Below are 22,388 nucleotides of genomic sequence, written 5' to 3' on the forward strand. Positions count from 1 at the left end.
CCATGGCCAGCGCCCAAGCGCCGGAAGCAACCAAGAGCGATACGGGCAAGGTTGAGCAGGTAAAATATACCGGCAGCCTTGCGCGTCGCATGATGCTGATCGCGGTGGGCTGGATTTTGGTGCTGCTGCTGGGCGGCGGGCTGGCGCTGGACCGGGCGATGACCGCGATGGTCACGCGCAATTTCGATGAACAGCTTGGCTATATGCTGACCGGCATGATCGGCAGCGCCGAAATCGGCCCCGATGGCGAAGTGTTCTTCAACCGCCCCCTTGGCGATCAGCGCTTTCTGGAGCCCAACAGCGGCCTCTATTGGCAGATCAGCGGCAAGGGGCATGAGGATTTCCCCAGCCGCTCGCTCTGGGATCGCACGCTGAAGATTACGGCGGACCATCAGGACACGCAGGCCCACATCTTCGATTCGAACCAGTTTTCCGGCGAGCCCCTGCGCATCATGGAGCGCTCGATCATCCTGCCGGGCAGCAATACGACATGGTGGTTCGTGGTGGCCGAAAGCCGCCATGAACTGGACGCCCAGATCCGGCGCATCCGCACGATCCTGATCGACAGCTTCCTCGTGCTGGGCCTCGGCCTTGTGCTGATGGCGGCGATCCAGAGCTGGTATGGCCTCTCGCCGCTGCGCCGCGTCCGTTTGGCCATCGCGCATATGCGCAGCACCGGGGCCAACCGGGTGAACGACCCTCTGCCGGTTGAGGTGCAGCCCTTGGTGCAGGAATTGAACGATCTGCTGTCGCACAACGAGCGTCAGGCCGAGGAAGCGCGCACCCATGCGGGCAATCTGGCCCATGCGCTCAAGACGCCGCTGACGGTGCTGCTCAACGCGGCGCAGGCCAAGGAGCCGGATCTGGCCGAATCGGTGGCGCGCGAAACGGCGGTTATGCGCAGGCAGGTCGAGCACCATCTGGCCCGCGCACGGGCCGTCGGGCGGCGCGGGGCAGGGCAGGCGCGCACGCCCGTGTGGGATGCGGCCAAATCGGTGATGCGCGCGGTCGAGCGACTCTATGGCGATGCGCGCTTTGATCTCGACGGATCGCATGACGCCCAAGTGGCCATCGAGCGGCAGGATCTGGATGATCTGCTGGGCAATCTGATCGAAAATGCGGCAAAATATGGCGGGGGCAGCGTGTTCGTCACCGTCGATGCAGGCGACAAGAATGAGTTTGTCGAAATCTGGGTCGAGGATGACGGCATGGGCATCCCGGAGGCCGAGCGTACCCGAATTTTCGACCGCGGCGCGCGGCTGGATACGGGCAAGCCGGGTACCGGGCTGGGGCTGGCGATTGTGCGCGATGTGGCGGAAATTTATGGCGGGAACGTCGAATTGGATGAGAGCGAGGATCTGGGCGGGTTGCTGGTGAAACTCCGTCTGCCAAGGGCGCGGGTTTTGGACGTTAAAGGGTAAAAGTGCCTCCGGCGGGCAAAGGGCGGGGGCCCTTTGCAATCCCGATACTTGTGAGTGCTATAAGATCAGCCTTGCGCAACCTTGCCGCGCCGCGGATCGGTGGTGGCAACAAGGCTGCCCTGATGTGACGTTTCAACCATAAAGCGCCGCTAGCATGAGACAATGGTCGATTCCAGCCTTGCCTTTGCGCGGGATGCGGCGCAATGCGGGCCCGATGACTGCCCAACCCGTTTCCTTGACTGAACTTGGGGCGCCCGCGAAGGCGCCTCTGCCCTCGATCGACCCTTTGCTGGCGCTGACGGCCAAGGGGATGGACGAGGTGAACGCCGTGATTTTGAGCCGGATGCAGAGCGACATCCCGCTCATCCCGCAGCTTGCCGGGCATCTGATTTCAAGCGGGGGCAAACGCCTGCGCCCGATGCTGACGGTCGCGGCGGCGGAACTGGTGGGTTATACCGGCGGGGCGCAATATGCGCTGGCTGCGGCGGTGGAATTTATCCACACCGCCACGCTGCTGCATGATGATGTGGTCGATGGCTCGGACCTGCGCCGGGGCAAGGCGGCCGCCAATATCATTTTCGGCAATCCGGCCACGGTGCTGGTCGGCGACTATCTGTTCAGCCGCTCGTTTGAACTGATGGTTGAGGCCGGATCGCTGCGTGTGCTGGATATTCTCAGCCGCGCGTCCTCGATCATTGCCGAGGGCGAGGTCGATCAGTTGACCGCCCAGCGCAAGATCGAGACGAGCGAAGAGCACTACCTCTCTATCATCGCCGCCAAGACCGCCGCGCTGTTTGCCGCCGCCTGCCGGATTTCGGCGGTTGTGGCCGGGCGCAGCGAGGCCGAAGAGCAGGCGCTTGACGATTATGGCCGCTACCTTGGCGTGGCGTTCCAGTTGGTGGACGATGCCATCGATTACGACTCCGAAGCCGCCGAAATGGGCAAGGGCAAGGGTGACGATTTCCGCGACGGAAAGATGACGCTGCCCGTGATCCTCGCCTATGCCGCCGGCAATGAGGAAGAGCAGCAGTTCTGGCGCGATGCCATCGCCGGTTTCCGCGCCGAGGACGAGGACCTGGCCGAAGCGATCGCCATCATCGCCCGCCATGGCACGGTCGAGGCCACCCGCCAACGCGCTGCCGATTATGCGCAGAAGGCGATTGATGCTTTGGCCATCTTCCCGGCGGGCGAGATGCGCTCGGCATTGGAGGAAGCGGCGCTGTTTTCGGTGGCGCGGCGGTATTGATTTAGGGGAGGTTTTTGCCTCCGGCGGGCAAAGGGTCTCGACCCTTTGCAATCCCATTACTTTGTGGCGCTATGGATCGGCGTTGTGCAACTTTGCCGCGCCGCAGGCTATTAAGCCGCTTTGCGGAACAGCACCACAATGCGACCTTGGCGCAACCCCATAACGGGATTGCAAAGGGTCGAGACCCTTTGCCCGCCGGAGGCATCTAAATCCCCCCTTCGAAGCCCCACTTCCTTTTTCCCCTAAAATCCATATGACGCAAACCTGTGTCAGACCTCCCCATCCATACCGTCCTGCCTGAACTGCTGAAGGCTCTGCGTGATCGCCCCAATGCCGTGCTGATCGCCCCGCCCGGTGCGGGCAAGACGACGAGCGTGGCGCCCGCTTTGACCCGTGAGCCTTGGTGCGAAGGCAAGGTCATCCTGCTCTCGCCCCGGCGCGTGGCGGCCCGCGCGGCAGCCGAGCGTATGGCCGAGATGATGGGCGAGAGCGCAGGGCAGACGGTGGGCTATCTGACCCGCTTGGACAGCAAGCAGTCGGCCAAGACCCGCGTTCTGGTGGTGACCGAGGCGATTTTCGTCGCCACGATTCTGGCCGACCCGGAACTCACAGGTATTTCGGCCGTGCTGTTTGACGAGGCGCATGAGCGCAATCTTGACAGTGACTTAGGTCTCGCTCTTGCAGTCGAGTGTCAACAAGTGCTACGCGAGGATTTGCGTATCATTCCGATGTCGGCGACGATTGACGGCGAGCGTTTCGCCGCCTTGCTCGGGCCCGATACGCCGGTGATCGAGAGCGAGGGGCGCGCCTGGCCGCTCACAATCCGCTGGCTGGGCGCAAGGGCCGAAATGCGCATCGAGGATCAGATGGTCAGTGCCATCCTGACCGCCTGGCGCGAGGAGGAAGGCGATATTCTGGCCTTCCTGCCCGGCGTTGGCGAAATCTCCCGCGTGGCGGAAAAGCTGGAGGAGCGGCTGAAAGGCGTACCGATCCTGCCCCTGCACGGCCAATGCGAGCCGCAGGCCCAGCGCGCCGCGATCCGCCGCGATTCAGAAGGCCGCCGCCGCATCGTGCTGGCCACCAGCATTGCCGAAACGTCGTTGACGCTGGATGGCGTGTCGGTGGTGGTCGATTGCGGCCTGTCGCGTCGCCCGGAATATGATAAGGCGGCGGGCGTCACGCGCCTGATTACCACGCGATCCTCGCAGGCTGCAGCCGCTCAGCGCGCCGGCCGCGCCGCGCGCCAGGGCCCCGGCGTCGCCTATCGTTTATGGGAAGAGGCCGCCCATGCCGGTCGACCCGCCTTTGATCCGCCCGAAATGCTGACCAGCGATCTGGCGCCGTTCACGCTGGCGCTGGCGCAATGGGGTGCGCTGGATCCGGGCGCGATGGCGTGGATTGATCCGCCTCCGGCCGCAGCGATGGCGGCGGCGCGCGGCAAATTGGCCAGCCTTGGTGCGCTGGATGGCGATCGCATTACCGATCACGGCCGCGCCATGGCCAGCCTGCCAATGGGGCCGGAACAGGCGCATATGCTGCTCTACGGCGCGGCGCGCGGGGCGGGGGAAACAGCGGCGATGCTGGCCTTCCTACTGCAGGAACGCGCTCTGGGCGGGCGGGGCGAGGACCTGCTGGCGCGGCTCGACCGCTGGCGCACGGATCGGTCGGCCAAGGCCGAGGCGGCGCGGCAGATGGCAAAGCAATGGGCGCGGCGGGCCAAAAAGCTGGTCAAGCGCATCCCCGGCGAGACCCCGCCCGCGGGCGTGCTGCTGGCCGAGGGTTTTCCGGACAATCTGGCCAAACGGCGCGATGCCAGCGGCGAGGAATGGCTGGCGGCGGGGGGCAGGGGGCTGGTACTCGATGGCCTGTCCTCGCTGGCCCGCGCCGAATATCTGGCCGTGGGCGAGGCGCAGGGCAGCGCGAAGGGCGCGCGGATCACCGGGGCGATTGCGTTGAGCGAGGCGGAGGTTTTGGAGCATCTGGCACACCGGATCGAGCGGCGGTCAACTTTGCGCTGGGTGGCCGATGAACGGCGAGTAGAGGCGCTGCTGGAACGGCGGCTTGGGGCGTTTGTGTTCACGCGCGGCAGCGACCCCAAGCCCGATCCGGCGGCCATCACGGCTTTCCTGTGCGAGCGTATCCGCGCGGATGGACTGGGCCTGCTGCCGCTCGGCCGCGCCAGTCAGGCGCTGCTCAAACGCGCCCGCTTTGCCGGGGTAGAGGCGCTGAGCGAGGAGGCCTTGCTGGTCGATCTGGAGGATTGGGCCGGGCCGCATTTAAAAAGGCGCCTCGACTCGGTTGAGGCCGGGGCGCTGCATCAGGCTTTGCTCGACCGGCTGGGCTGGGAGGGCAAGCAGGCGCTCGACCGGCTGGTGCCAAGCGAATTTCGCAGCCCTGCGGGCAGCACCCATCCCATCGATTATGACGACGCGGGCGGGCCATCGGTCGAGGTGCGCGTGCAGGCACTGTTCGGCCTTGAGCGCCATCCCACCTTTGGTCAGCCACCCCAACCCTTGCGGCTTTTGCTCACCTCGCCGGGCGGAAAGCCGATCCAGACCACGCTCGATCTGCCCGGATTTTGGCGTGGGAGCTGGCGCGATGTGGTCAAGGATATGAAGGGGCGATACCCCAAACACCGCTGGCCGGACGAGCCATGGGCCGAAGACCCCAGCCTGAAGACGAAAAACGCGTTTCAGGCCCAACGTCGCTCTTGATTTATGGCGCGATTCGCTGGCATGGCAACGCCTATGACCGCACGTATCTTTCAGCGCCCGAAGAACGCCATGCAGTCCGGCAAGGCCCTGCTGGACCAGTGGATCCTCGAATTCGCGCCCAACGAAGCCCGTCGTCCCGACCCCCTGATGGGCTGGCCCGGCAGCGCCGACACGCAAAATCAGGTGAGCCTCAAGTTCGCCTCGCTGGATGAGGCCAAGGCCTATGCCGATAAGCACGGCATCGTCGCCACCATCCACGCCACCCCGCCGCGCCGCCTTAAGCTGCAGGCTTACGCGGATAATTTCCGCTAAGCATCAAAGGGGCTTGCCTTTCGCGGCAAGCCTCGCCATAGGCCGCTCCGGGAGTCGGTCGGACGTTGCGTCCGCCAACCTGGTCAGGTCCGGAAGGAAGCAGCCACAACGGAATTGCCGCGGGTCGGCCGGCTCCTACGTTACAAAGAACCAGCTTTCGGGCTGGTTTTTTTGTTTGTGCGGTGGGTGGTTTATGCCTCCGGCGGGCAAAGGGTCTCGACCCTTTGCAATCCCATTACTGGGGTGGTGTCCGATGGCGGGCGTTCCGCGAAGCGGCAAAATATTACAGCCTCCGGCGGTGCGACGTTGTGCCTTGGGTGATGCAGGGCACAACAAAGACAGTAATGGGAGCGCGAGGGGCGAGTCCCTCGCATTTATCCTTCCTTTCTTCTCCCCAAGCCCTAGTTAGACATTCATGATGACTGATTCCTCGGACATGTTCGGCGGCGGCGATGACGGCGATGATCTGCCGTGGGACGATGACGCGCCAGAAGACCAGCCCAGCGCGGCCGAACTGGAAGAGGCGGGGCAGGAGAGCATGTTCGGCGCGCCCGAACCGGCGCCCGCCCCCGCGCCCGTGGTTTCGGCGCAACCTTATCGCGTGCTGGCCCGCAAATATCGTTCGCAGACTTTTGCCGAGCTGATCGGTCAGGACGCCATGGTCCAGACGTTGGCCAATGCGATCAAGCGCGATCGTTTGGCCCATGCGTTTTTGATGACCGGCATTCGCGGCGTGGGCAAGACATCCACCGCGCGCCTGATTGCCAAGGCGCTCAATTGCGTGGGCGCGGATGGCAAGGGCGGGCCGACGATTTCGCCCTGCAGCGTCTGCGAGCCTTGCGTGGCGATTGCCGAGGGGCGCCACATTGACGTGATCGAGATGGACGCGGCCAGCCATACCGGCGTGGACGATGTGCGCGAGATCATCGAGGCGGTGCGTTATGCGGCGGTTTCGGCGCGCTACAAGATCTATATCATCGACGAAGTTCACATGCTGTCGCGCAATGCTTTCAATGCGTTACTCAAGACTCTTGAGGAGCCGCCTGCGCATGTGAAATTCCTGTTCGCGACCACCGAGGTCGATAAATTGCCGATCACCGTGCTGTCGCGGTGTCAGCGTTTTGACTTGAAACGTATTCCCGCATCCTTGCTGGCCGAGCATTTCCGGAGCATTTGCGAAAAGGAAGGCGTGGCCATTGAGGCCGAGGCGCTGAACATGATTGCCGAGGCGGCCGAAGGTTCGGCGCGCGACGGGCTCTCGATCCTCGATCAGGCGATTGCCCATGCCGATCTGGCAAGCGATTCCGACCACACCAACGTCACCGCCGAGAGCGTGCGCGAGATGCTGGGGCTGGCCGACAAGAGCGTGCAGCGCAAGCTGTTCGCCGCCTTGCTGAATGGGGATGGCGGGGCTTTGCTGGATCTGGTCTCGGCGCAATTCGCGCTGGGGGTCGAACCCATCGCCCTGATGCGCAGCGCCATGGAGATCACCCACCGCATCACCGTCGCGCAGGTGGGCCGCGGGCCGGTCAAGGCCGTGTCCGAGGATGAGCGCAAGGCCATTGAAGACTGGTCCAAGCGTTTGCAGCCGGGCCAATTGCACCGTCTCTGGCAATTGCTGATCAAGGGGCATGACGAGGTCAAGACCGCGCCCGCGCCTTTGGTCGCGGCGGAAATGGCGCTGCTGCGGTGCCTCCATGCCGCCGATATGCCCGATCCGGGGCAATTGGTGAAAAAGCTGGAAGGGCTGGCCGCGCAGGCTGTGGCCCTGCCGCCCGCCGCGCCCGGCGAACCGGCCCCCGCGCCCGCCGCCCCCGCGATGGACTGGCGGCAATTGGTCGAGCATGTCGAGCATTATTCGATCCCCATGGGGGCGATGATGCGCGGACAGGTGCGCGTGGTGGAACTATCCCCCGCAAGGCTGGTGTTTGAGCAGGCGCCCGGCTTTGCCATGAACATCGTCGATGATCTGCGCAAAATCCTGCGCGAGGTGACCGGCGATCTGTGGGAGGTTGAACAGCGCAGCGAAGGCGGCCAACCGACCTTGATGGAGGTTGAAGCCAAAGCCCGCGAGGCGCAGGTTAACCAGCGTCAGCAATCGCCTCTGATGCAGGCCGCCTTGGCCGCATTTCCGGGGGCGCAGGATATTACCGATGAAGGACAGTCTGGCGGCTTTCAACGCCGCCAGTCCTATGGGAGCCGTTAAATGAAGTCGATGGAAGAAATGATCAAGGCCGCCCAGCAGGCCGCCGAAACGATCCAGAAGCAGATGAATGAAACCCAGTCGAAGCTGGACGCGATGGAAGTCGAAGGCAGCGCGGGCGGCGGTCTGGTCAAGATCCGCGCCAGCGCCAAGGGCCGGGTGATCGGCGTGTCGGTGGATGACAGTCTGCTGGTGCCCGCCGACAAGGGCATTCTGGAGGATCTGATCGCGGCCGCCTTCAACGACGCGCGCGCCAAGGCCGATGAAGTGGCCGGGGCCGAACTGGCCAAGGCGCAGAGCGGCATGGGTCTGCCGCCGGGCTTCAAGCTGCCGTTCTGATCGCTTTATGTTGAGGATGCATAAGGGGCTGTGGCGCGGCGCCATGGCCCTGATGCTGGTCTGCGGAGCCCCAACGGCCCGCGCCGGCGATGGCGACAAAACGCCCGATCCGGCCGCCGCCACCTGTCATCCCAGCTTTTCGGTCGATGGAGTGAACCTGTCGGCCGGAACCGCCTTTTTGCTGGATATGACCGAGCCGCCCAGCCCGAGCAATCCGCTGGCGGTGCGCCCGCCAGCGCTGTTTTGGGTGACGGCGCTGCATCTGTTCGGGCCGAATGGCGGGCTGGCGGCGCAAATCGCCTCGCAGGACTTGCCCCAACATGTGACGATGAAAGGCTGCGCGGGAAACGATGGCCAGCAGTGGGCCGCGCGGCGCACGCTGGCGATTGCCGGGGCCGTGCCGATGGCCACGCCCTTTCGTGATGTCGCCGCCTTTGCCACCGATGCGGCCGGATCAAACGGTGCGGTTCGCCTGCTATTGGCCGACAAGGCGGCAGTTGTGGGCGATGAGGTTTGGGTTGTGGCCTCGATGGGCGGGGATGGGCGCATTCGGCGCTATGGCGCGCGGGTGATTTATAATGGCCCGGATGCGCTGCAATATGCCTTTGTCGACGGCACGCTGGACATGCGCGCCACCAGCGGGGCCGCCGTGGTGGACGGCGCGGGCCGGGTGCTTGGCCTGCATCTGGGCGGGGGCAAGGATCGGGGCGATTTGCTGGGCATGGCGGTTCCGCTCGATCGTCTGCGCGCCCTGATCGGCGCGGCGAAATAGGAACAGGCGCGCCCGCTGCCTGTGGGCAAATTGTCAAGATGGGCGATTGCGGGCCTTTTCCCCATTGCACCGCGCGCATCTGCTCCCCATATCCTCAAAAACAACGCAGGGCCGCCGTTCTAGGGCGCAGCCTGAATGGAAGATTATGACCGACGAGAACACTCCCTCGAATGTGAATGCGCCGCTGCCTACGCTGCTGCCGATGCTGCCGCTGCGCGATATTGTGGTTTTCCCCGGCATGGTGGTGCCGCTGTTTGTGGGCCGCGAAAAATCGGTGGCCGCATTGGAAGCGGCCATGGCGGGCGACAAGGACATCTTCCTGCTGGCCCAGTTGGACCCGGGTTGCGATGATCCCCATGCCGACGATCTTTATGATGTGGGCGTGGTGGCCACGGTGCTGCAATTGCTGAAATTGCCCGACGGCACGGTTCGCGTGCTGGTCGAAGGCACGCGGCGCGCGCGCATGGTCGCCTTGACCGAGGAAGAGGAAATGCTGCGCGCCGAACTGGCGCCGGTGGAAAGCGGCGAGGCCGAAGGGCCCGAAGTCGCCGCCATGATGCGCAGCGTCGTCGATCAGTTCGGCGAATATGCCAAGCTGAACAAGAAGCTCTCGCAGGATGCGGGCGACCAGCTTTCCGACATCGAGGACGCCTCGGCTCTGGCCGATCAGATCGCCAGCCATATCAGCGCCAAGGTGGCCGACAAGCAGGCCTTGCTGTCGGAAACCGATCCGTTGAAGCGGCTGGAAATGGTCTATGGCTTCATGGAAGGCGAACTGGGCGTTCTGCAGGTGGAGCGCCGCATCCGTGGCCGCGTGAAGCGCCAGATGGAAAAGACCCAGCGCGAATATTACCTCAACGAACAGTTGAAGGCGATCCAGAGCGAGCTGGGCGGCGGGGATGAAAACGGCGCCAATGAAATTGCCGAACTCCAGGAGCGCATCAACAAGCTCAAGCTGAGCAAGGAAGCGCGGGCCAAGGCCGAGACGGAGCTCAAGAAGCTCAAGACGATGCAGCCGATGAGCGCCGAGGCGACCGTCGTGCGCAACTATCTTGACGTGCTGCTGGGTCTGCCCTGGGGCAAGAAGAGCAAGCTGAAGAAGGACATCGGCGCGGCGCAGGCTGTGCTCGATGCCGATCACTATGCGCTGGACAAGGTCAAGGACCGCATCATCGAATATCTGGCGGTGCAGGCGCGGACCAACAAGCTGAAGGGGCCGATCCTGTGCCTCGTCGGCCCGCCGGGCGTGGGCAAGACCTCGCTGGGCAAGAGCATCGCCAAGGCGACGGGGCGCGAATTCATTCGCCAGTCGCTGGGCGGCGTGCGCGATGAGGCCGAAATCCGTGGCCACCGCCGCACCTATATCGGCTCCATGCCTGGCAAAATCGTGTCGAACCTGAAAAAGGCGGGTACCAGCAATCCGCTGTTCCTGCTCGACGAGATCGACAAGCTGGGGCAGGATTTCCGCGGCGATCCGGCTTCGGCGCTGCTCGAAGTGCTGGACCCGGAACAGAATGCCAAGTTTCAGGATCACTATCTGGAGCTTGACATCGACCTGTCGGACATCATGTTCGTCTGCACGGCCAACAGTCTGAACCTGCCCCAGCCTTTGCTGGACCGCATGGAGATCATCCGTCTGGAGGGCTATACCGAGGACGAGAAGGTCGAGATCGCCGAGCGCCATCTGGTGGCCAAGCAGATCGAGGCGCATGGGTTGAAAAAGGGCGAGTTCACCCTGACCCAGCCCGCGCTGCGCGATCTGATCCGCTATTACACACGTGAGGCGGGCGTGCGTACGCTGGAGCGCGAAGTGGCGCGGCTGGCGCGCAAGAGCCTGCGCAAGATTCTGGAAGGCAAGGACAAGAGCGTGACCATCACGCCCGAAAACCTGGCCGATTTTGCCGGTGTCCGCAAATTCCGCCATGGCGTGTCGGACGAGGAAAATCAGATCGGTGCGGTGACGGGTCTGGCCTGGACCGAGGTGGGCGGCGAATTGCTGACCATCGAAAGCGTGACGGTGCCGGGCAAGGGCGCGGTCAAGACTACGGGCAAGCTGGGCGAGGTGATGAGCGAGAGCGTGCAGATGGCGTTCTCCTTCGTAAAGGCGCGCGCGCCTGCCTATGGGATCAAGCCGTCGATCTTCAACCGCAAGGACCTGCACATCCACCTGCCCGAAGGAGCCGTGCCCAAGGACGGGCCGAGCGCGGGTATTGGTATGGTAACCGCTATGGTCTCGACGCTGACGGGCATTCCCGTGCGCGCCGATGTGGCGATGACCGGCGAGGTCACGCTGCGCGGGCGGGTGCTGGCGATCGGGGGCTTGAAGGAAAAGCTGCTGGCCGCGCTGCGCGGCGGCATCAAGACCGTGCTGATCCCTGAAGAGAACGCCAAGGATCTGGCCGAAATTCCGGCCAACATCCGCGAAGGGCTAGAAATCGTTCCCGTCAGCCATGTTGATCAGGTGCTGGCGCGCGCGTTGGTTGAGGTTCCGCAGGCCATCGAATGGACCGAGGCCGACGATCTGGCCAGCCAGCCTGCCGCGGGGCCTGCGGGCGCGCCGCCAGCCTCCTCGGCAACCGCGCACTGATTTGCGGCGCCAATTCTGCTGCAATGCGGCGACTCGGGTTTGCTCCCCAGTCGCCACATTGAGCATTGGCCACGGTATGCCGAATTTACCCTTCCGTTCGTCGAAAACCCCCGATTTTCGGGGATAATTGCGGGTTTTTAATCGCATTTCGCTTTGACAGGGCCCGCAAAAATCGCTCAATTCCGCCCCGCTAACGAGGCGACTCTAGCAGATATTCTCAACGTCCTTTTCGGGGGTACCCAAATGAATAAGAACGAACTGATCGGCGCGGTTGCCGAAGCCAGCGGCCTTACCCGCAATGATGCGACCAAGGCCGTCGAAGGCGTGTTCGAGGCGATCACCGCCGCTCTGAAGGCTGGTGACGAAGTCCGTCTGGTGGGCTTTGGCACGTTCTCGGTGGCCAAGCGCAAGGCCTCGACCGGTCGCAACCCCCGCACCGGCGAACCTCTGGCGATCTCGGCCTCGGCCCAGCCCAAGTTCAAGGCCGGCAAGGGCCTGAAGGACGCGGTGAACTGATCACCCGTTTTTGACTGCTGAATGGCTGAAACGCCTCGCAGCCATAAGCAGAATGAAAAACGCCGCCTCGGATGATCCGGGCGGCGTTTTTCTGTTGCCCGCGATGGGAGGCTTATTCAGCCGCCTCGCGCGTGGCCACGGCATAAAGCGCAATGGCCGCCGCATTCGAGACGTTCAGCGATTCCATCGCTTCGCTGATCGGGAGGCGGGCAAGGGCGTCGCAATGCTGGGTGATATTGTGGCGCATGCCTTCGCCCTCTGCGCCCAGCACCAGTGCGACCGGCCCTGCGCTCATCGCCTGCGCCAAGGTCGCCTCGGCTTCTCCGGCAAGTCCAATGCGCCAGTAGCCTGCCTCGGCGATTTCTTCGAGCGCGCGGGCCAGATTGACCACGCGGACCCAGGGCACAACCTCCAGCGCGCCGCTGGCCGATTTGGCGAGCACGCCCGATTCGGGCGGCGCGTGGCGATCCTGGGTTACGATGGCGGCCGCATTGAAGGCGGCAGCCGAGCGCAGGATCGCGCCGACATTATGCGGATCGGTCACCTGATCGAGGACAACGATGGGGCGCGAGGGATCGCCGTGCAGCACGTCTTCGAGGAAGATATCCTCCAACGCATCGCATTCCAGCACCAGCCCCTGATGCGGCGCATCGCGCGCGACAAGGCGGCCAAGATCGGCGGCTTGCGCATATTCGATAGTGAAATCAGCGGGAAGCTCGCCATCCAGATTCGCGATGGCCTCGCGCGTGGCCCACAATTTGCGGTGGCGGCGATCCGGGTTCTTCAGCGCGGCCTCGACCGCATGGTGGCCCCACAGGCGCACCGCGCCCTTGCTGGCCCGGCCTGAACCGCGCCCGCCCTGCATCCGGCCCGCGCGGCCCCGCAGCGCCTTGCCCTTTCCGCGCCCGCCCTGTTGCCCCCCATGTTGGCTGTCGTCGTCGCTGTGGCGGCTCATGAAACTGTCCTTTCTGGAGAAAATTTCCCCGCCTTTGCCAATTCGAGTGTTGACAGGCAAGGGCAAGATCCTCATAGGCGCGGTCCTCGGCTGAACGGCTCCACACAAATGGGGCCATTCGGGGGGAGACCCCCAAGCTCGAAGCCTTGCAAGAGGCCTGACGGTGTGGACAGGTGGCCGAGTGGTTAATGGCAGCAGACTGTAAATCTGCCCGCGAGAGCGTACGCTAGTTCGAATCTAGCCCTGTCCACCACCGTTGCTTTTTCTCTGAAAATTCATTTGGATGTGTGCGCGCCCACGCGAAGGTTCACGCGTTTGTGACAAAATTGCGTGCGATGATTTCTGCCTGTTGACAGACGCGCTCAACATCCTCATAGGCGCGGACCTCGGCTGAACGGCTCCACGCAAATGGGGCCATTCGGGGGGAGACCCCCAGCTCGACGCCTCTGTTAAAAGAGGCCTGACGGTGTGGACAGGTGGCCGAGTGGTTAAAGGCAGCAGACTGTAAATCTGCCCGCGCAAGCGTACGCTAGTTCGAATCTAGCCCTGTCCACCACCGTTTCTCAGAACAGACCGAAGAACCGCGCCAGGCCGAAGCCCGGCGCGTTTCTGTTGCCTTATTGCTGCGGTGTGGGTGCGGCTTGCTGGTCGGCGGGAGCAGCCTCGGAAGTGGCGGCCGCGCGGGCCTTGCGCATCGCCTCGATTTCGGCGCCGGTCTTATAGTCAATCAGCTCGACCTGAAACACCAGATCGGAATTGGCGGGGATGGGGCCTGCTTCCTGCGCGCCATAGCCCATGGCGGCCGGAATGCAGAGGCGGACAATGCCGCCCTTGGCCACCATCTGCAGCCCTTGTGAAAAGCCGGGGATCACGCCGGCCACCGGAAAGCTTGCCTTGACGCCCTGATCAAAGACCGCGCCGGTGGCGGCCAGATAGCCGATGTAATTGACCAGCACATAATCCGCCTCGGCGGGTTTTGCGCCATTGGCAGGCCGCAGCACCGTATAACCCAGCCCCGTTGTCGTCTTGGCGCTGCAAAGGCGCTGGGCCGGGGGCAGGATGGGATTGAGCGGCAGCGGGATGATTGCATTGTTGGCCGCGAGCAGCGCCTTGGCGGCCGATGGCGCGGCTTTGGCGGCGGCCGGTTTGCGCACCGGGGCGGCATGGGCGCTGGTGATCAGCGAGAGTGCCGCCAAGGAACACAGCGGCAGGGTGAGGAGCGGGAGGGCGAGGGGCGACAGGGCGCGGTGCGGTTGCTTCATGACCGCGAGATATAGGCAGGATGAAGCGGCTCGATCAAGGCGATCAATTTCATCTTTGGGCTCAGCATTTTGCCTGATGTCAAACGGGTGGAATCTGGCATGCTGATCCTCTAAACTGGCAGTGTAAGGCTTGCAGGACGAGGGGATCGGCCATGTCGGACGCGTTGTTGCTGGGGAAAATTTCCGATACTGTCGTGGGGGCACAGACGGTTGAACAACTTACCCGGCCCTTGCTCACCATGCTCGAACTGGTCACAGGACTGGAAAGCACATACCTGACCCGCATTGACGAAGCGGCGGGTGTTCAGAGCATCCTTTATGCGCGCAACAGCCGGGAGATGCAGATCCCCGAAGGGCTGAGCGTGCCGTGGGATGACACTTTGTGCAAACGGGCGCTGGAGGAAGGGACCAATTTTACCGACGATGTGGCGGCCTGCTGGGGCGATTCAGAGGCGGCGCAAGCGCTCGGCATATGCACCTATGCCTCGACGCCGGTGTGGCTGGAGGATGGCAGCCTGTTCGGCACCTTATGCGCCGCCAGCACGCAAAAGCGTCCGATCACCGACGCGGGGCGTCAGGTGCTGGTCCTGTTTGGCGCGCTGATCCAGCAGCATATCCAGCGGGAAAACCTGCTCGACAAACTTGCGCGCGCCAATCGCGAGCTGGAAAGCTTCTCCTTTACCGACACGCTGACCGGCCTGCCCAACCGCCGGTTCATCTTTCAGGAACTCACCCGCCTGTTCAGCCTTGCCCAGCGGGAGGGGCGACGGGTGACGTTGGCCTTTATCGATCTTGATGGGTTCAAATTGATCAATGACACCTATGGCCACGAGTGCGGCGATGCCTTTCTGATCCAGATTGGCAAACGCCTGGCCGCAGGCATGCGGCAGAGCGATCTGTTGGGGCGTTTGGGGGGCGATGAATTCGTGCTGGCGGGGCTTGGCCCAGCGCTGGATCAGGACAGCGCGTTGAGCGTGGCCGCGATGCAGCGGCGCATCGCAAAGCTGATCGAGGGGCATTACGATTTGCCCTTCTGTTCGATGGACTATCCCGGCGCCAGCCTTGGCATCGTCAGCGCCGACCCGCGCGAGACCACCGTGGACAAGGCGCTCAAGGATGCCGATGCGGCCATGTATCTGGAAAAACGCGCGCGTCGCCATCAGATGGCCCAGCCGGCCTGAAGCGGATAGCCGTCCAAGACATAAGTATTATATCGGGCCGCAGCGTCATATTTTCGTCGTAAGTCAGGAACCGAAGCCCGGTTAGGGCATTGGTTGGCGACGGGACGAAAGGACGAGATATGTGGCTGCTTGACCGCTTTCTGCGCCGTGCGATCCGCACCGGGCCCTTGCAGATTACCGACGCCGACGGAAAAGTGTACGCCTATGGCGCGGGCAAGGGCGAACCGCTGCGCCTGCGCTTTACCGACAAACGCACGGCCGGTCATATCGCGCGCAATCCCTCGCTGGGCGCGGGCGAGGCCTATATGCGCGGCTGGATGGTGGTCGAGGCGCCCCATGACATCCGCGATCTGGTGCTGATGATCGGCGCAGAGGCCAAGGCGGCCAAGACCCATATGGACGCGCCGGGGCGGCTGAACCGGATCGTCGACCGCGCGGCATGGTATTTCGACCAGTTCAACGACCGCCGCCGCGCCAGCCGCAATGTGCGCCACCACTATGACCTGACGCGGCAATTCTACGAAATGTTCCTCGACGAGGACCGCCAATATACGATGGCCTATTTCTCCGGGCCGCAGGTTGGTCTGGAACAGGCGCAATTGGAAAAGAAGGCGCTGATTGCCGCCAAATTGCGCCTGCCGCCCGATGCACGCGGGATGCGGGTACTGGATATCGGCTGCGGCTGGGGCGGGCTGGGGCTGTTTCTCAACCGCCATTACGGCTGCGAGGTGCTGGGCATCTCGCTCGCCCCTGATCAGGTCGCTTTTGCGCAGGAGCGCGCGCAGGCAGCGGGTGTTGCCGACAAGGTGCAGTTCCGCCTCGTCGACTATCGCGACCTGACCGAGACATTCGACCGCATTACCAGCGTGGGCATGATTGAACACGTCGGGGCGCGCCATTTCGACGAATATTTCGGTCATACGTTCGACCGGCTGGCCGATGACGGGATCATGCTGACCCATACGATCGGGCGCGCGGGCGGGCCGGGTTTCACCGATGCGTGGACGCGCAAATATATCTTCCCCGGCGGCTATATTCCCGCGATGAGCGAATTGGTCGGCGCCATCGAACGGACGGGATGGAAAACCGGCGATATCGAAGTGCTGCGCTTTCATTATGCCGAAACGCTGGCTGAATGGTATCGGCGCACGACGCTGCATGCCGACCGCATCATCGCCATGTATGACGAGGAATTGCTGCGCATGTGGCAATTCTATCTGGTCGGGGCCGAACAGGCGTTTCGTCAGGGCAATCTGGTCAATTTCCACGTCCAGAACGTCAAGCAGCACAGCGTTCTGCCGATGACGCGCGACTATATCGCCGCCGAAATGCGGCGTCTGTTGGCCAGCGAGGCCCCGCCGATCTGGCATCTGGCGCCCAAGGTGGCCTGATCCTTCTTGGGCAATGCGCTGTTGATTAGCGGCCTCAGGCCTCTATTAGCGCATGCCCATTTTGCCCCATGCGCCGCGCCCTCGCCTTTTGCCCGTCCTGCTGGGCCTATGCTGTCTTGGCCCTGCGCCCGTGCTGGGGCGCGACAGCACGTCGATCTCGATCATCGTGCATACCGACAACACAAAAGGCGCGCGCTTTGAGCCGGCTCAGGCGCTGGGAGCGGGGATCGACGGCGGCGTCAATGGCGCGACCGATCGGCTTTTGACGCGCCACAATGTCGCGGCCATGCGCAGCGCGCGGCTGACCCGGCTGACCTATCGGCTGCGCACCGAACTGGGCATTGAAAACTGGCACTGGAACCCGGAAGGGCAATGGAGCGATCCTGAACACCAACAGGGCTACTGGACATCCAGCGACCGCGCCAAAAAGCCGATCCGCGTCTCCTGGGGCTATAAATTGCCCCGGCGTGGCGATACGGTCGACAATGCCAATGACCGCGATTTCTCGCGCCTGACCGATGGCGACGAGACGAGCTTCTGGAAATCCAATCCCTATCTCGACGCAGGTTTCCTGAAAGATGGGCGGGCGCATGACCAATGGCTGATCCTGCGCTTTGATGATCCGGTCGAGATCAATGCCGTCCGCATTGCCTGGGGCACGCCCTATGCCACCGCCTACAAGGTCCAATACTGGTCCAGCGACAATGACTATGGACCGGGAGCGCATTGGATCACGTTTGACCATGGCGCTATCACGGGCGCGTCGGGCGGCGATGTCGTGCTGAAACTGGGCGAGCGGCCGGTCAGTGTGAAATATATGCGGGTGCTGCTTGAACAAGCATCGCACACCGCGCCGCCGGGGGCCAAGGATTGGCGCGACCGGGCCGGGTTTGCCGTGCGCGAGATCGGCGCCGGGCGGATCGGGGCCAATGGCAAAATGGTCGATCTGGTCCGTCATGCTCCCGACAAGAACGGCCAGACATTCACCCATGTCTCCTCCACCGATCCGTGGCACCGCGCGACTGACCGCGATCCCAACCTTGAACAGGCCGGCCTTGACCGCGTGTTTCATAGCGGTCTGGGCAATGGGCGGCCGATCATGCTGCCGGTGGGGGTGTTGTTTGACACGCCGGACAATGCGGCGGCGGCCCTGCGCTATGTCCGCTGGCGCGGCTATCCGGTTTCGCAGGTGGAATTGGGCGAGGAGCCGGACGGCCAGTTTGGCAATGCCGATGATTATGCCGCGCTTTATCTGGCATGGGTCGACCGCCTGCGCCCCATCGCCCCGAAAGTCCAATTCGGCGGCCCCAGTTCGCAAAGCGCATTGACCGACACATGGCTTAACAATGACCCCGACCGGTCATGGAATCACCACTTCATCCGCGCGTTGCAGGAGCGCGGCCGTTTGTCCGATCTGCAATTCTACTCCTTTGAATTCTATCCCTTCGATGACATCTGCGGCGATATTCCCGCCAAGCTCATCGAGGAGGACCGACTGATGGCCCGGCTGATGGCGCGTTTGACCGCCGAGGGGCTGGGGCCGGACATACCCCGCATCATCACCGAATATGGCTTTTCCGCCTATTCCGGGCGCGCGATGGCCGAAATGCCCAGCGCCTTGCTGATGGCCAACATCATCGGCCAATTCCTGAATGAAGGCGGCAGCGCGGCCTATCTGTTCGGTTATGGCCCCAATGTTCCGATCAATCAGAACATGGCCTGCGCCGGTTACGGCAATATGGCGCTGCACATGGCCGACCGCGAAGGGCAGGCGGGCACCCCGCTGCCCAGCTATCACGCCGCCCGCCTGCTGACCGGGGATTGGCTGATGGGCAAAGGCATGCACCGGTTTCTGCCCGTGGAGATCGCGGGCGGAGCGGACCCGGCGCTGCGCGTCTTCGCGATCCGGCGGCCTGACGGCAAGCTTGGCCTGATGGTCATCAATCGCAGCCCGGACCGCCCGTTCGAGCTGCACGTCATGGCTCAGGACGCCAAGGGCGCTGCGCATGAAATTGCCGGGCGCATCGCGGTCAGCCAGTTTGGCCCCGACCAATATGCCTGGCTGGATCAGGGTCCGGCAAGCCGCCCGGAACGCTCGGCCCCGGCACAAAGGAAGGTGTCGGAGCAGCGCCATCTGACCTTCGTTGTCAAGCCGATGTCGCTGGCCACCATCATCGCGCCGCGTTAGCCGCAGGCGCTAGCTTTCCCTGTGCCCGAACATCCGCTCTGGCGCGGCCAGTTCCAGGGCGGCGAAATGGGTGGGCGCCATGCCGGTGAAATCGCGAAAATCGCGGGCCATATGCTGATGGTCGTAATAGCCCGCCGCAATCGCGATGCTCAACCAGTCCTCTCCCGGCTGGCGATTGTGCAGCCGGATGGCGCGATCAAACCGCGCCACCCGCGCATACAGCTTTGGGCTTATCCCCATGTGCTGCGCGAACAGGCGGCGCAATTGGCGCGGGTCCATATTGGCATGATGGCTCAGGGCATCAAGGCTGAACCCCGCCCCTTGCCCCAGCGCGCGTGCGGCCCATGCCGTGGCGGGCGAGAGCGAGGGCGGTCGGGCGGCCCTTTGCGCGGCAAGCCAGCCTTCGGCAAGGGCGATCATCACCTCGGGGTCTTCGGCATCCTCGATCCTGTCGACCAAGGCGCGAAAGCCGGGCGGAAACACCGCTTCGGCGTCAACATAGCCATCGGTCAGGCGATGAGCGGGGATGCCGGTCAGATGATACAGCGCGCCGGGGCACAATTCGATCTGATAGACGCTGAAATCCCGCCCGCCTTGGCGGTGAGCCATCATGGTCGGCTGGCCGATCAGCGCCGCGCGGGGCTTATGATTGACGGCCTTGTCCCCGATCAGGCGCACCCTTTCGGCATCGCGTGGATAAAAGGCGAGAGCCATGGCCGGGCGGGGCCAATAGGCCTTGATCGGCACGGCCTGATCCGGGGCAAAGCGGAGCCGGATGATCTGATGGCACGCAATAATATCGCGCAGCGCAGGACTGGGCGGCCTGAAGAGAAAAACCGGTGCCATGGAAAGAGTGTGCCGCAAGCAGAGCCAAGGTCAAGAGGGCGAGTACGCGTCAATCCGGCGCGAGCGGCGGGCCGACAATCATCATGCCATGGGCCACAAACAGCGCCGCGCCGATATCGGGCGCCGGTTCGCCCTCAATCCGGGCAAGGGCGGCAAAGAAGGCCTCCATATCGCCCGCCGGGGTGAACATATAAAGCAATCTTCCTCGCTCGCTGGTCTGGCAAAAGGTGTGGGGCACGCCGCGCGGCAGAAAGATCGTGTCTCCGGCGGCCAGTTCTATGCGCTCATTGCCGCATTGAAACCGATAGCGGCCCTCCTGAACGATAAAGACCTCGTCCTGATGGTGATGGAGATGCAGCGGCGGCCCGCCGCGCGCGCGCCCGTCATAGGCCAGCACGGCTAGTGCGCCGCCGGTGTCGCGTGCGGAAACCTTCACTGCGTTGATGTCATCCCCGATATGGTCCGGGCAATTGTGGCGATCCTGATCGGCGTGAACAACAAAACAGGGCGATGGGGGCATGGGGCGTCTCCTTGCCTCGTATTCTATCGCGAAATGCGAAGGCGCGGTGGTAAGGAACGGACAATTAGCCCCCTGTTCCTGTCAGACCGGATGCGGGGCAAAATTCGGATTTGCACATGAGGACCGCTGGACAAGGCGCGCGCGGGGGCGCATCGCACGGGCGATGAAATGCCTCAGCCAAGCCGCGCCAGCCCGCCATGCCTCCCCTACGCCTGTCGCCATCGGGGCCGCGCTGCTGGGCGCGCTGTTGCTGATCGGGGGATGCACCAATGACCGCCGCGAGGAACGGATGCGCGCGGTGGGGGCCAATCCTACGCTGGATGATTTCATGCGGGTCGCCGATGCCAAAGTGGGGGCGGCAAAGTTCCGCCAATGCGCCGCGTGCCATTCGTATATCGAGGGGGCAACGGACCGTGGCGGCCCCAACCTTCGCAGCGTTTATGGCAAGCCGCTGGGCACCAACAGCGTCCGGTTCGGCTATACCGCCGCGCTGCGCACCCATGGGGGCAGGTGGGATGCCGCTACACTCGACCGCTGGATGAGCAATCCCAAACAGATGATCCCGGAAACGACGATGCAATTTGACGGGATTGCCGATCCGCTGGACCGGGCCGACATCATCGCCTATCTGCGCGAGATCAGCCAGACGCCGGGCTGAGGGGCTACCGCCATCAGCCTCCTTTGCGCCGCTCCAGCCACCGCGCCACCAGCGTCACCGCCGTCATGTCGGCGCTCACCGTGGTCAGCGTGATGATGGGATCGGGCAGGGCGATGACGGCGATATAGAGCGGCATCACCGCCATCGGCGCCCCCAGCAATTGCAGGCCCGGCGCATAAAACGCATAGATCACCGCCGCCCCCGGCAGCCCTGCCGCGCTGACACTGGCCAGCACCACGGCCGCGCCTGCCAGCACCAGTTGGGCAAGGCTGGGCTCTATGCCCGCCGCATGGGCGGCCACCAGCACGGCGGGCACCGCATTGGCCACGGTGCCCACGCGGAAGATCGAGACAGCCACCGGGATAACCATCTGCGCCACATCCTCGGGCAGGCGCAGGCGGCGCAGCGCCACCTCCAGCATGACCGGTGTTGTGGCCATCGAGGAACTGGTGCCTGCGGCCATGGCCTGCGCCGGAGCGATGGCGGCGGCAAAGCGCCCGACCGGATGGGCGCGCACCGCCATCACCAGCCCGTAACAGATCGCCAGCATGGCCAGACTGTTGACCACGCAAAGCCCGACAAACAGGATCAGCATATGCGCCACCGCCAGCCCCGCATGCAGCGCCATGCCCGCCACCAGCAGAAAAATGCCCAAAGGCGCGGCCAGCAGCACCCAGTCCACCATGATCATCATCGCGCGGGCCAGTTCGGCCAGCATGTCGAGCAAGCGCGGCTTCTCGCCTTCGCAGGTGGGCAGACGGGAAATGGCAAGGCCCAGCAGGATGGCAAAGACCACCATCGGAAAGATCTGGCCTTGCGCGGCGGCGGCCACGGGATTGTCGGGCACCAGCGCCATCACCTGATCGGCAAAGGCAGGCGCAGTCGTGGATGCGGCAGAGACGGGTGCAAGGCCGCTGAGCGTATCGGGCGCAAGCGGCCAGATATGCAGCGCCGTTTCGGTGATGATGGTGGCGATGATCGCCGTCTGCACCAGCATCAGCGCAAAGACCGCGCCCGCCGTGCCGATCAACCGCCCGCCGCGCCCGCCCGCCACGGCCTGCGCCACGCCATGCGAGACCATCGCGAAGATCAGCGGCACCAGCGTCATCTGCAGGGCGCGCACCCACAATTGGCCGAGCGGCAGCACCGCCTCAAGCGCCATGCGCAACGTGTGAAATCCATCGCTGCGCAAGGCCAGGCCGAGGAGCAAGCCAGCAACAAGGGCGATAAAAATGGCATGTGTCCGGTTCATCGGCCCGTCTTTAGGCAGGGCAGGG

At 63.8% G+C, this 22,388-nt stretch carries 18 protein-coding genes, 2 tRNA genes and 1 other RNA gene; 16 read left to right on the forward strand and 5 right to left on the reverse strand.

The window, feature by feature from the left end; translation table 11 throughout:
* Positions 1-2: 2 nt before the first annotated feature.
* The 10 genes from PQ467_RS09950 to PQ467_RS09995 all read left to right on the forward strand — a co-directional run bounded on the left by PQ467_RS09950 (position 3) and on the right by PQ467_RS09995 (position 12,110).
* Positions 3-1,421 (forward strand): sensor histidine kinase, encoded by a 1,419-nt coding sequence (locus tag PQ467_RS09950; RefSeq protein ID WP_443192936.1) that lies wholly within the window; start codon positions 3-5, stop codon positions 1,419-1,421.
* 214 nt (positions 1,422-1,635) lie between these two features.
* Positions 1,636-2,667 (forward strand): polyprenyl synthetase family protein, encoded by a 1,032-nt coding sequence (locus tag PQ467_RS09955; protein WP_274173278.1) that lies wholly within the window; start codon positions 1,636-1,638, stop codon positions 2,665-2,667.
* A gap of 266 nt (positions 2,668-2,933) precedes the next feature.
* The gene (gene hrpB / locus PQ467_RS09960) at positions 2,934-5,381 is read left to right on the forward strand and encodes an ATP-dependent helicase HrpB (RefSeq protein ID WP_274173279.1); all 2,448 of its coding nucleotides are present in this window, start codon (positions 2,934-2,936) and stop codon (positions 5,379-5,381) included.
* Between the two features lie 33 nt (positions 5,382-5,414).
* A complete protein-coding gene (locus PQ467_RS09965) occupies positions 5,415-5,693 on the forward strand; it encodes an ETC complex I subunit (protein WP_274173280.1) in 279 nt (92 codons plus the stop codon).
* A gap of 47 nt (positions 5,694-5,740) precedes the next feature.
* An RNA gene (ffs, locus tag PQ467_RS09970) (signal recognition particle sRNA small type) lies at positions 5,741-5,835 on the forward strand.
* A 273-nt stretch (positions 5,836-6,108) separates the two neighbouring features.
* Positions 6,109-7,899: a DNA polymerase III subunit gamma/tau gene (locus tag PQ467_RS09975; RefSeq protein WP_443192937.1), complete on the forward strand. Its 1,791-nt coding sequence runs from the start codon at positions 6,109-6,111 to the stop codon at positions 7,897-7,899.
* Positions 7,900-8,235 carry a YbaB/EbfC family nucleoid-associated protein gene (locus tag PQ467_RS09980; protein WP_183627806.1) on the forward strand — a complete coding sequence of 112 codons (336 nt, stop codon included), beginning with the start codon at positions 7,900-7,902 and terminating at the stop codon, positions 8,233-8,235.
* A gap of 43 nt (positions 8,236-8,278) precedes the next feature.
* Positions 8,279-9,007 (forward strand): hypothetical protein, encoded by a 729-nt coding sequence (locus PQ467_RS09985; RefSeq protein WP_274173281.1) that lies wholly within the window; start codon positions 8,279-8,281, stop codon positions 9,005-9,007.
* 145 nt (positions 9,008-9,152) lie between these two features.
* Positions 9,153-11,594: an endopeptidase La gene (gene lon / locus PQ467_RS09990; protein ID WP_274173282.1), complete on the forward strand. Its 2,442-nt coding sequence runs from the start codon at positions 9,153-9,155 to the stop codon at positions 11,592-11,594.
* Positions 11,595-11,837: 243 nt separating this feature from the next.
* Positions 11,838-12,110, forward strand: coding sequence for an HU family DNA-binding protein (locus PQ467_RS09995; protein WP_168604631.1), 273 nt, complete (start codon positions 11,838-11,840; stop codon positions 12,108-12,110).
* 112 nt (positions 12,111-12,222) lie between these two features.
* Here PQ467_RS09995 and rlmB read toward each other — a convergent pair whose 3' ends face one another.
* Positions 12,223-13,065 carry a 23S rRNA (guanosine(2251)-2'-O)-methyltransferase RlmB gene (gene rlmB, locus PQ467_RS10000; RefSeq protein ID WP_443192938.1) on the reverse strand — a complete coding sequence of 281 codons (843 nt, stop codon included), beginning with the start codon at positions 13,063-13,065 and terminating at the stop codon, positions 12,223-12,225.
* Between the two features lie 167 nt (positions 13,066-13,232).
* On the opposite strand from rlmB, the gene PQ467_RS10005 reads away from it, so the two are divergent.
* Positions 13,233-13,318 (forward strand) — tRNA-Tyr (locus tag PQ467_RS10005).
* A 217-nt stretch (positions 13,319-13,535) separates the two neighbouring features.
* A tRNA-Tyr gene (locus PQ467_RS10010) sits at positions 13,536-13,621 on the forward strand.
* A 61-nt stretch (positions 13,622-13,682) separates the two neighbouring features.
* On the opposite strand, the gene PQ467_RS10015 is transcribed toward PQ467_RS10010, so the two are convergent.
* On the reverse strand, positions 13,683-14,327 hold the full coding sequence (locus PQ467_RS10015; protein WP_274173283.1) for an FKBP-type peptidyl-prolyl cis-trans isomerase: 645 nt from the start codon (positions 14,325-14,327) through the stop codon (positions 13,683-13,685).
* A gap of 152 nt (positions 14,328-14,479) precedes the next feature.
* On the opposite strand from PQ467_RS10015, the gene PQ467_RS10020 reads away from it, so the two are divergent.
* The 3 genes from PQ467_RS10020 to PQ467_RS10030 all read left to right on the forward strand — a co-directional run bounded on the left by PQ467_RS10020 (position 14,480) and on the right by PQ467_RS10030 (position 19,087).
* Positions 14,480-15,508: a sensor domain-containing diguanylate cyclase gene (locus PQ467_RS10020; protein WP_274173284.1), complete on the forward strand. Its 1,029-nt coding sequence runs from the start codon at positions 14,480-14,482 to the stop codon at positions 15,506-15,508.
* Positions 15,509-15,627: 119 nt separating this feature from the next.
* Complete coding sequence (locus PQ467_RS10025; RefSeq protein ID WP_274173285.1) at positions 15,628-16,899, forward strand: SAM-dependent methyltransferase; 1,272 nt, start codon at positions 15,628-15,630, stop codon at positions 16,897-16,899.
* A 52-nt stretch (positions 16,900-16,951) separates the two neighbouring features.
* Complete coding sequence (locus PQ467_RS10030; protein ID WP_274173286.1) at positions 16,952-19,087, forward strand: discoidin domain-containing protein; 2,136 nt, start codon at positions 16,952-16,954, stop codon at positions 19,085-19,087.
* 9 nt (positions 19,088-19,096) lie between these two features.
* On the opposite strand, the gene PQ467_RS10035 is transcribed toward PQ467_RS10030, so the two are convergent.
* Together PQ467_RS10035 and PQ467_RS10040 are read right to left on the reverse strand one after the other, a co-directional pair.
* On the reverse strand, positions 19,097-19,933 hold the full coding sequence (locus tag PQ467_RS10035; RefSeq protein WP_274173287.1) for an AraC family transcriptional regulator: 837 nt from the start codon (positions 19,931-19,933) through the stop codon (positions 19,097-19,099).
* A 49-nt stretch (positions 19,934-19,982) separates the two neighbouring features.
* Positions 19,983-20,453, reverse strand: coding sequence for a cupin domain-containing protein (locus tag PQ467_RS10040; RefSeq protein ID WP_274173288.1), 471 nt, complete (start codon positions 20,451-20,453; stop codon positions 19,983-19,985).
* 163 nt (positions 20,454-20,616) lie between these two features.
* Here PQ467_RS10040 and PQ467_RS10045 point away from each other — a divergent pair, with 163 nt between their 5' ends.
* Entirely contained in the window at positions 20,617-21,111 is a 495-nt protein-coding gene (locus PQ467_RS10045) for a c-type cytochrome (RefSeq protein WP_274173289.1), read from the forward strand.
* 13 nt (positions 21,112-21,124) lie between these two features.
* Here PQ467_RS10045 and PQ467_RS10050 read toward each other — a convergent pair whose 3' ends face one another.
* Positions 21,125-22,363: a dicarboxylate/amino acid:cation symporter gene (locus tag PQ467_RS10050; protein WP_274173290.1), complete on the reverse strand. Its 1,239-nt coding sequence runs from the start codon at positions 22,361-22,363 to the stop codon at positions 21,125-21,127.
* Between the last annotated feature and the right edge of the window lie 25 nt (positions 22,364-22,388).

The organism is Novosphingobium sp. KACC 22771 (assembly GCF_028736195.1).
Taxonomy (GTDB): domain Bacteria; phylum Pseudomonadota; class Alphaproteobacteria; order Sphingomonadales; family Sphingomonadaceae; genus Novosphingobium.

Bases quoted from the DNA above. Each gene is read 5' to 3' on its own strand.
- PQ467_RS10015 (WP_274173283.1), bottom strand. From the start codon at position 14,327: ATGAAGCAACCGCACCGCGCCCTGTCGCCCCTCGCCCTCCCGCTCCTC.
- lon (WP_274173282.1), top strand. From the start codon at position 9,153: ATGACCGACGAGAACACTCCCTCGAATGTGAATGCGCCGCTGCCTACG.
- PQ467_RS10030 (WP_274173286.1), top strand. From the start codon at position 16,952: ATGCCCATTTTGCCCCATGCGCCGCGCCCTCGCCTTTTGCCCGTCCTG.
- rlmB (WP_443192938.1), bottom strand. From the start codon at position 13,065: ATGAGCCGCCACAGCGACGACGACAGCCAACATGGGGGGCAACAGGGC.
- PQ467_RS09975 (WP_443192937.1), top strand. From the start codon at position 6,109: ATGATGACTGATTCCTCGGACATGTTCGGCGGCGGCGATGACGGCGAT.
- PQ467_RS10020 (WP_274173284.1), top strand. From the start codon at position 14,480: ATGTCGGACGCGTTGTTGCTGGGGAAAATTTCCGATACTGTCGTGGGG.
- PQ467_RS10050 (WP_274173290.1), bottom strand. From the start codon at position 22,363: ATGAACCGGACACATGCCATTTTTATCGCCCTTGTTGCTGGCTTGCTC.
- PQ467_RS10040 (WP_274173288.1), bottom strand. From the start codon at position 20,453: ATGCCCCCATCGCCCTGTTTTGTTGTTCACGCCGATCAGGATCGCCAC.
- PQ467_RS10025 (WP_274173285.1), top strand. From the start codon at position 15,628: ATGTGGCTGCTTGACCGCTTTCTGCGCCGTGCGATCCGCACCGGGCCC.
- PQ467_RS09980 (WP_183627806.1), top strand. From the start codon at position 7,900: ATGAAGTCGATGGAAGAAATGATCAAGGCCGCCCAGCAGGCCGCCGAA.
- PQ467_RS10045 (WP_274173289.1), top strand. From the start codon at position 20,617: ATGAAATGCCTCAGCCAAGCCGCGCCAGCCCGCCATGCCTCCCCTACG.
- PQ467_RS09985 (WP_274173281.1), top strand. From the start codon at position 8,279: ATGGCCCTGATGCTGGTCTGCGGAGCCCCAACGGCCCGCGCCGGCGAT.
- PQ467_RS09965 (WP_274173280.1), top strand. From the start codon at position 5,415: ATGACCGCACGTATCTTTCAGCGCCCGAAGAACGCCATGCAGTCCGGC.
- PQ467_RS09950 (WP_443192936.1), top strand. From the start codon at position 3: ATGGCCAGCGCCCAAGCGCCGGAAGCAACCAAGAGCGATACGGGCAAG.
- PQ467_RS09995 (WP_168604631.1), top strand. From the start codon at position 11,838: ATGAATAAGAACGAACTGATCGGCGCGGTTGCCGAAGCCAGCGGCCTT.
- PQ467_RS09955 (WP_274173278.1), top strand. From the start codon at position 1,636: ATGACTGCCCAACCCGTTTCCTTGACTGAACTTGGGGCGCCCGCGAAG.
- PQ467_RS10035 (WP_274173287.1), bottom strand. From the start codon at position 19,933: ATGGCACCGGTTTTTCTCTTCAGGCCGCCCAGTCCTGCGCTGCGCGAT.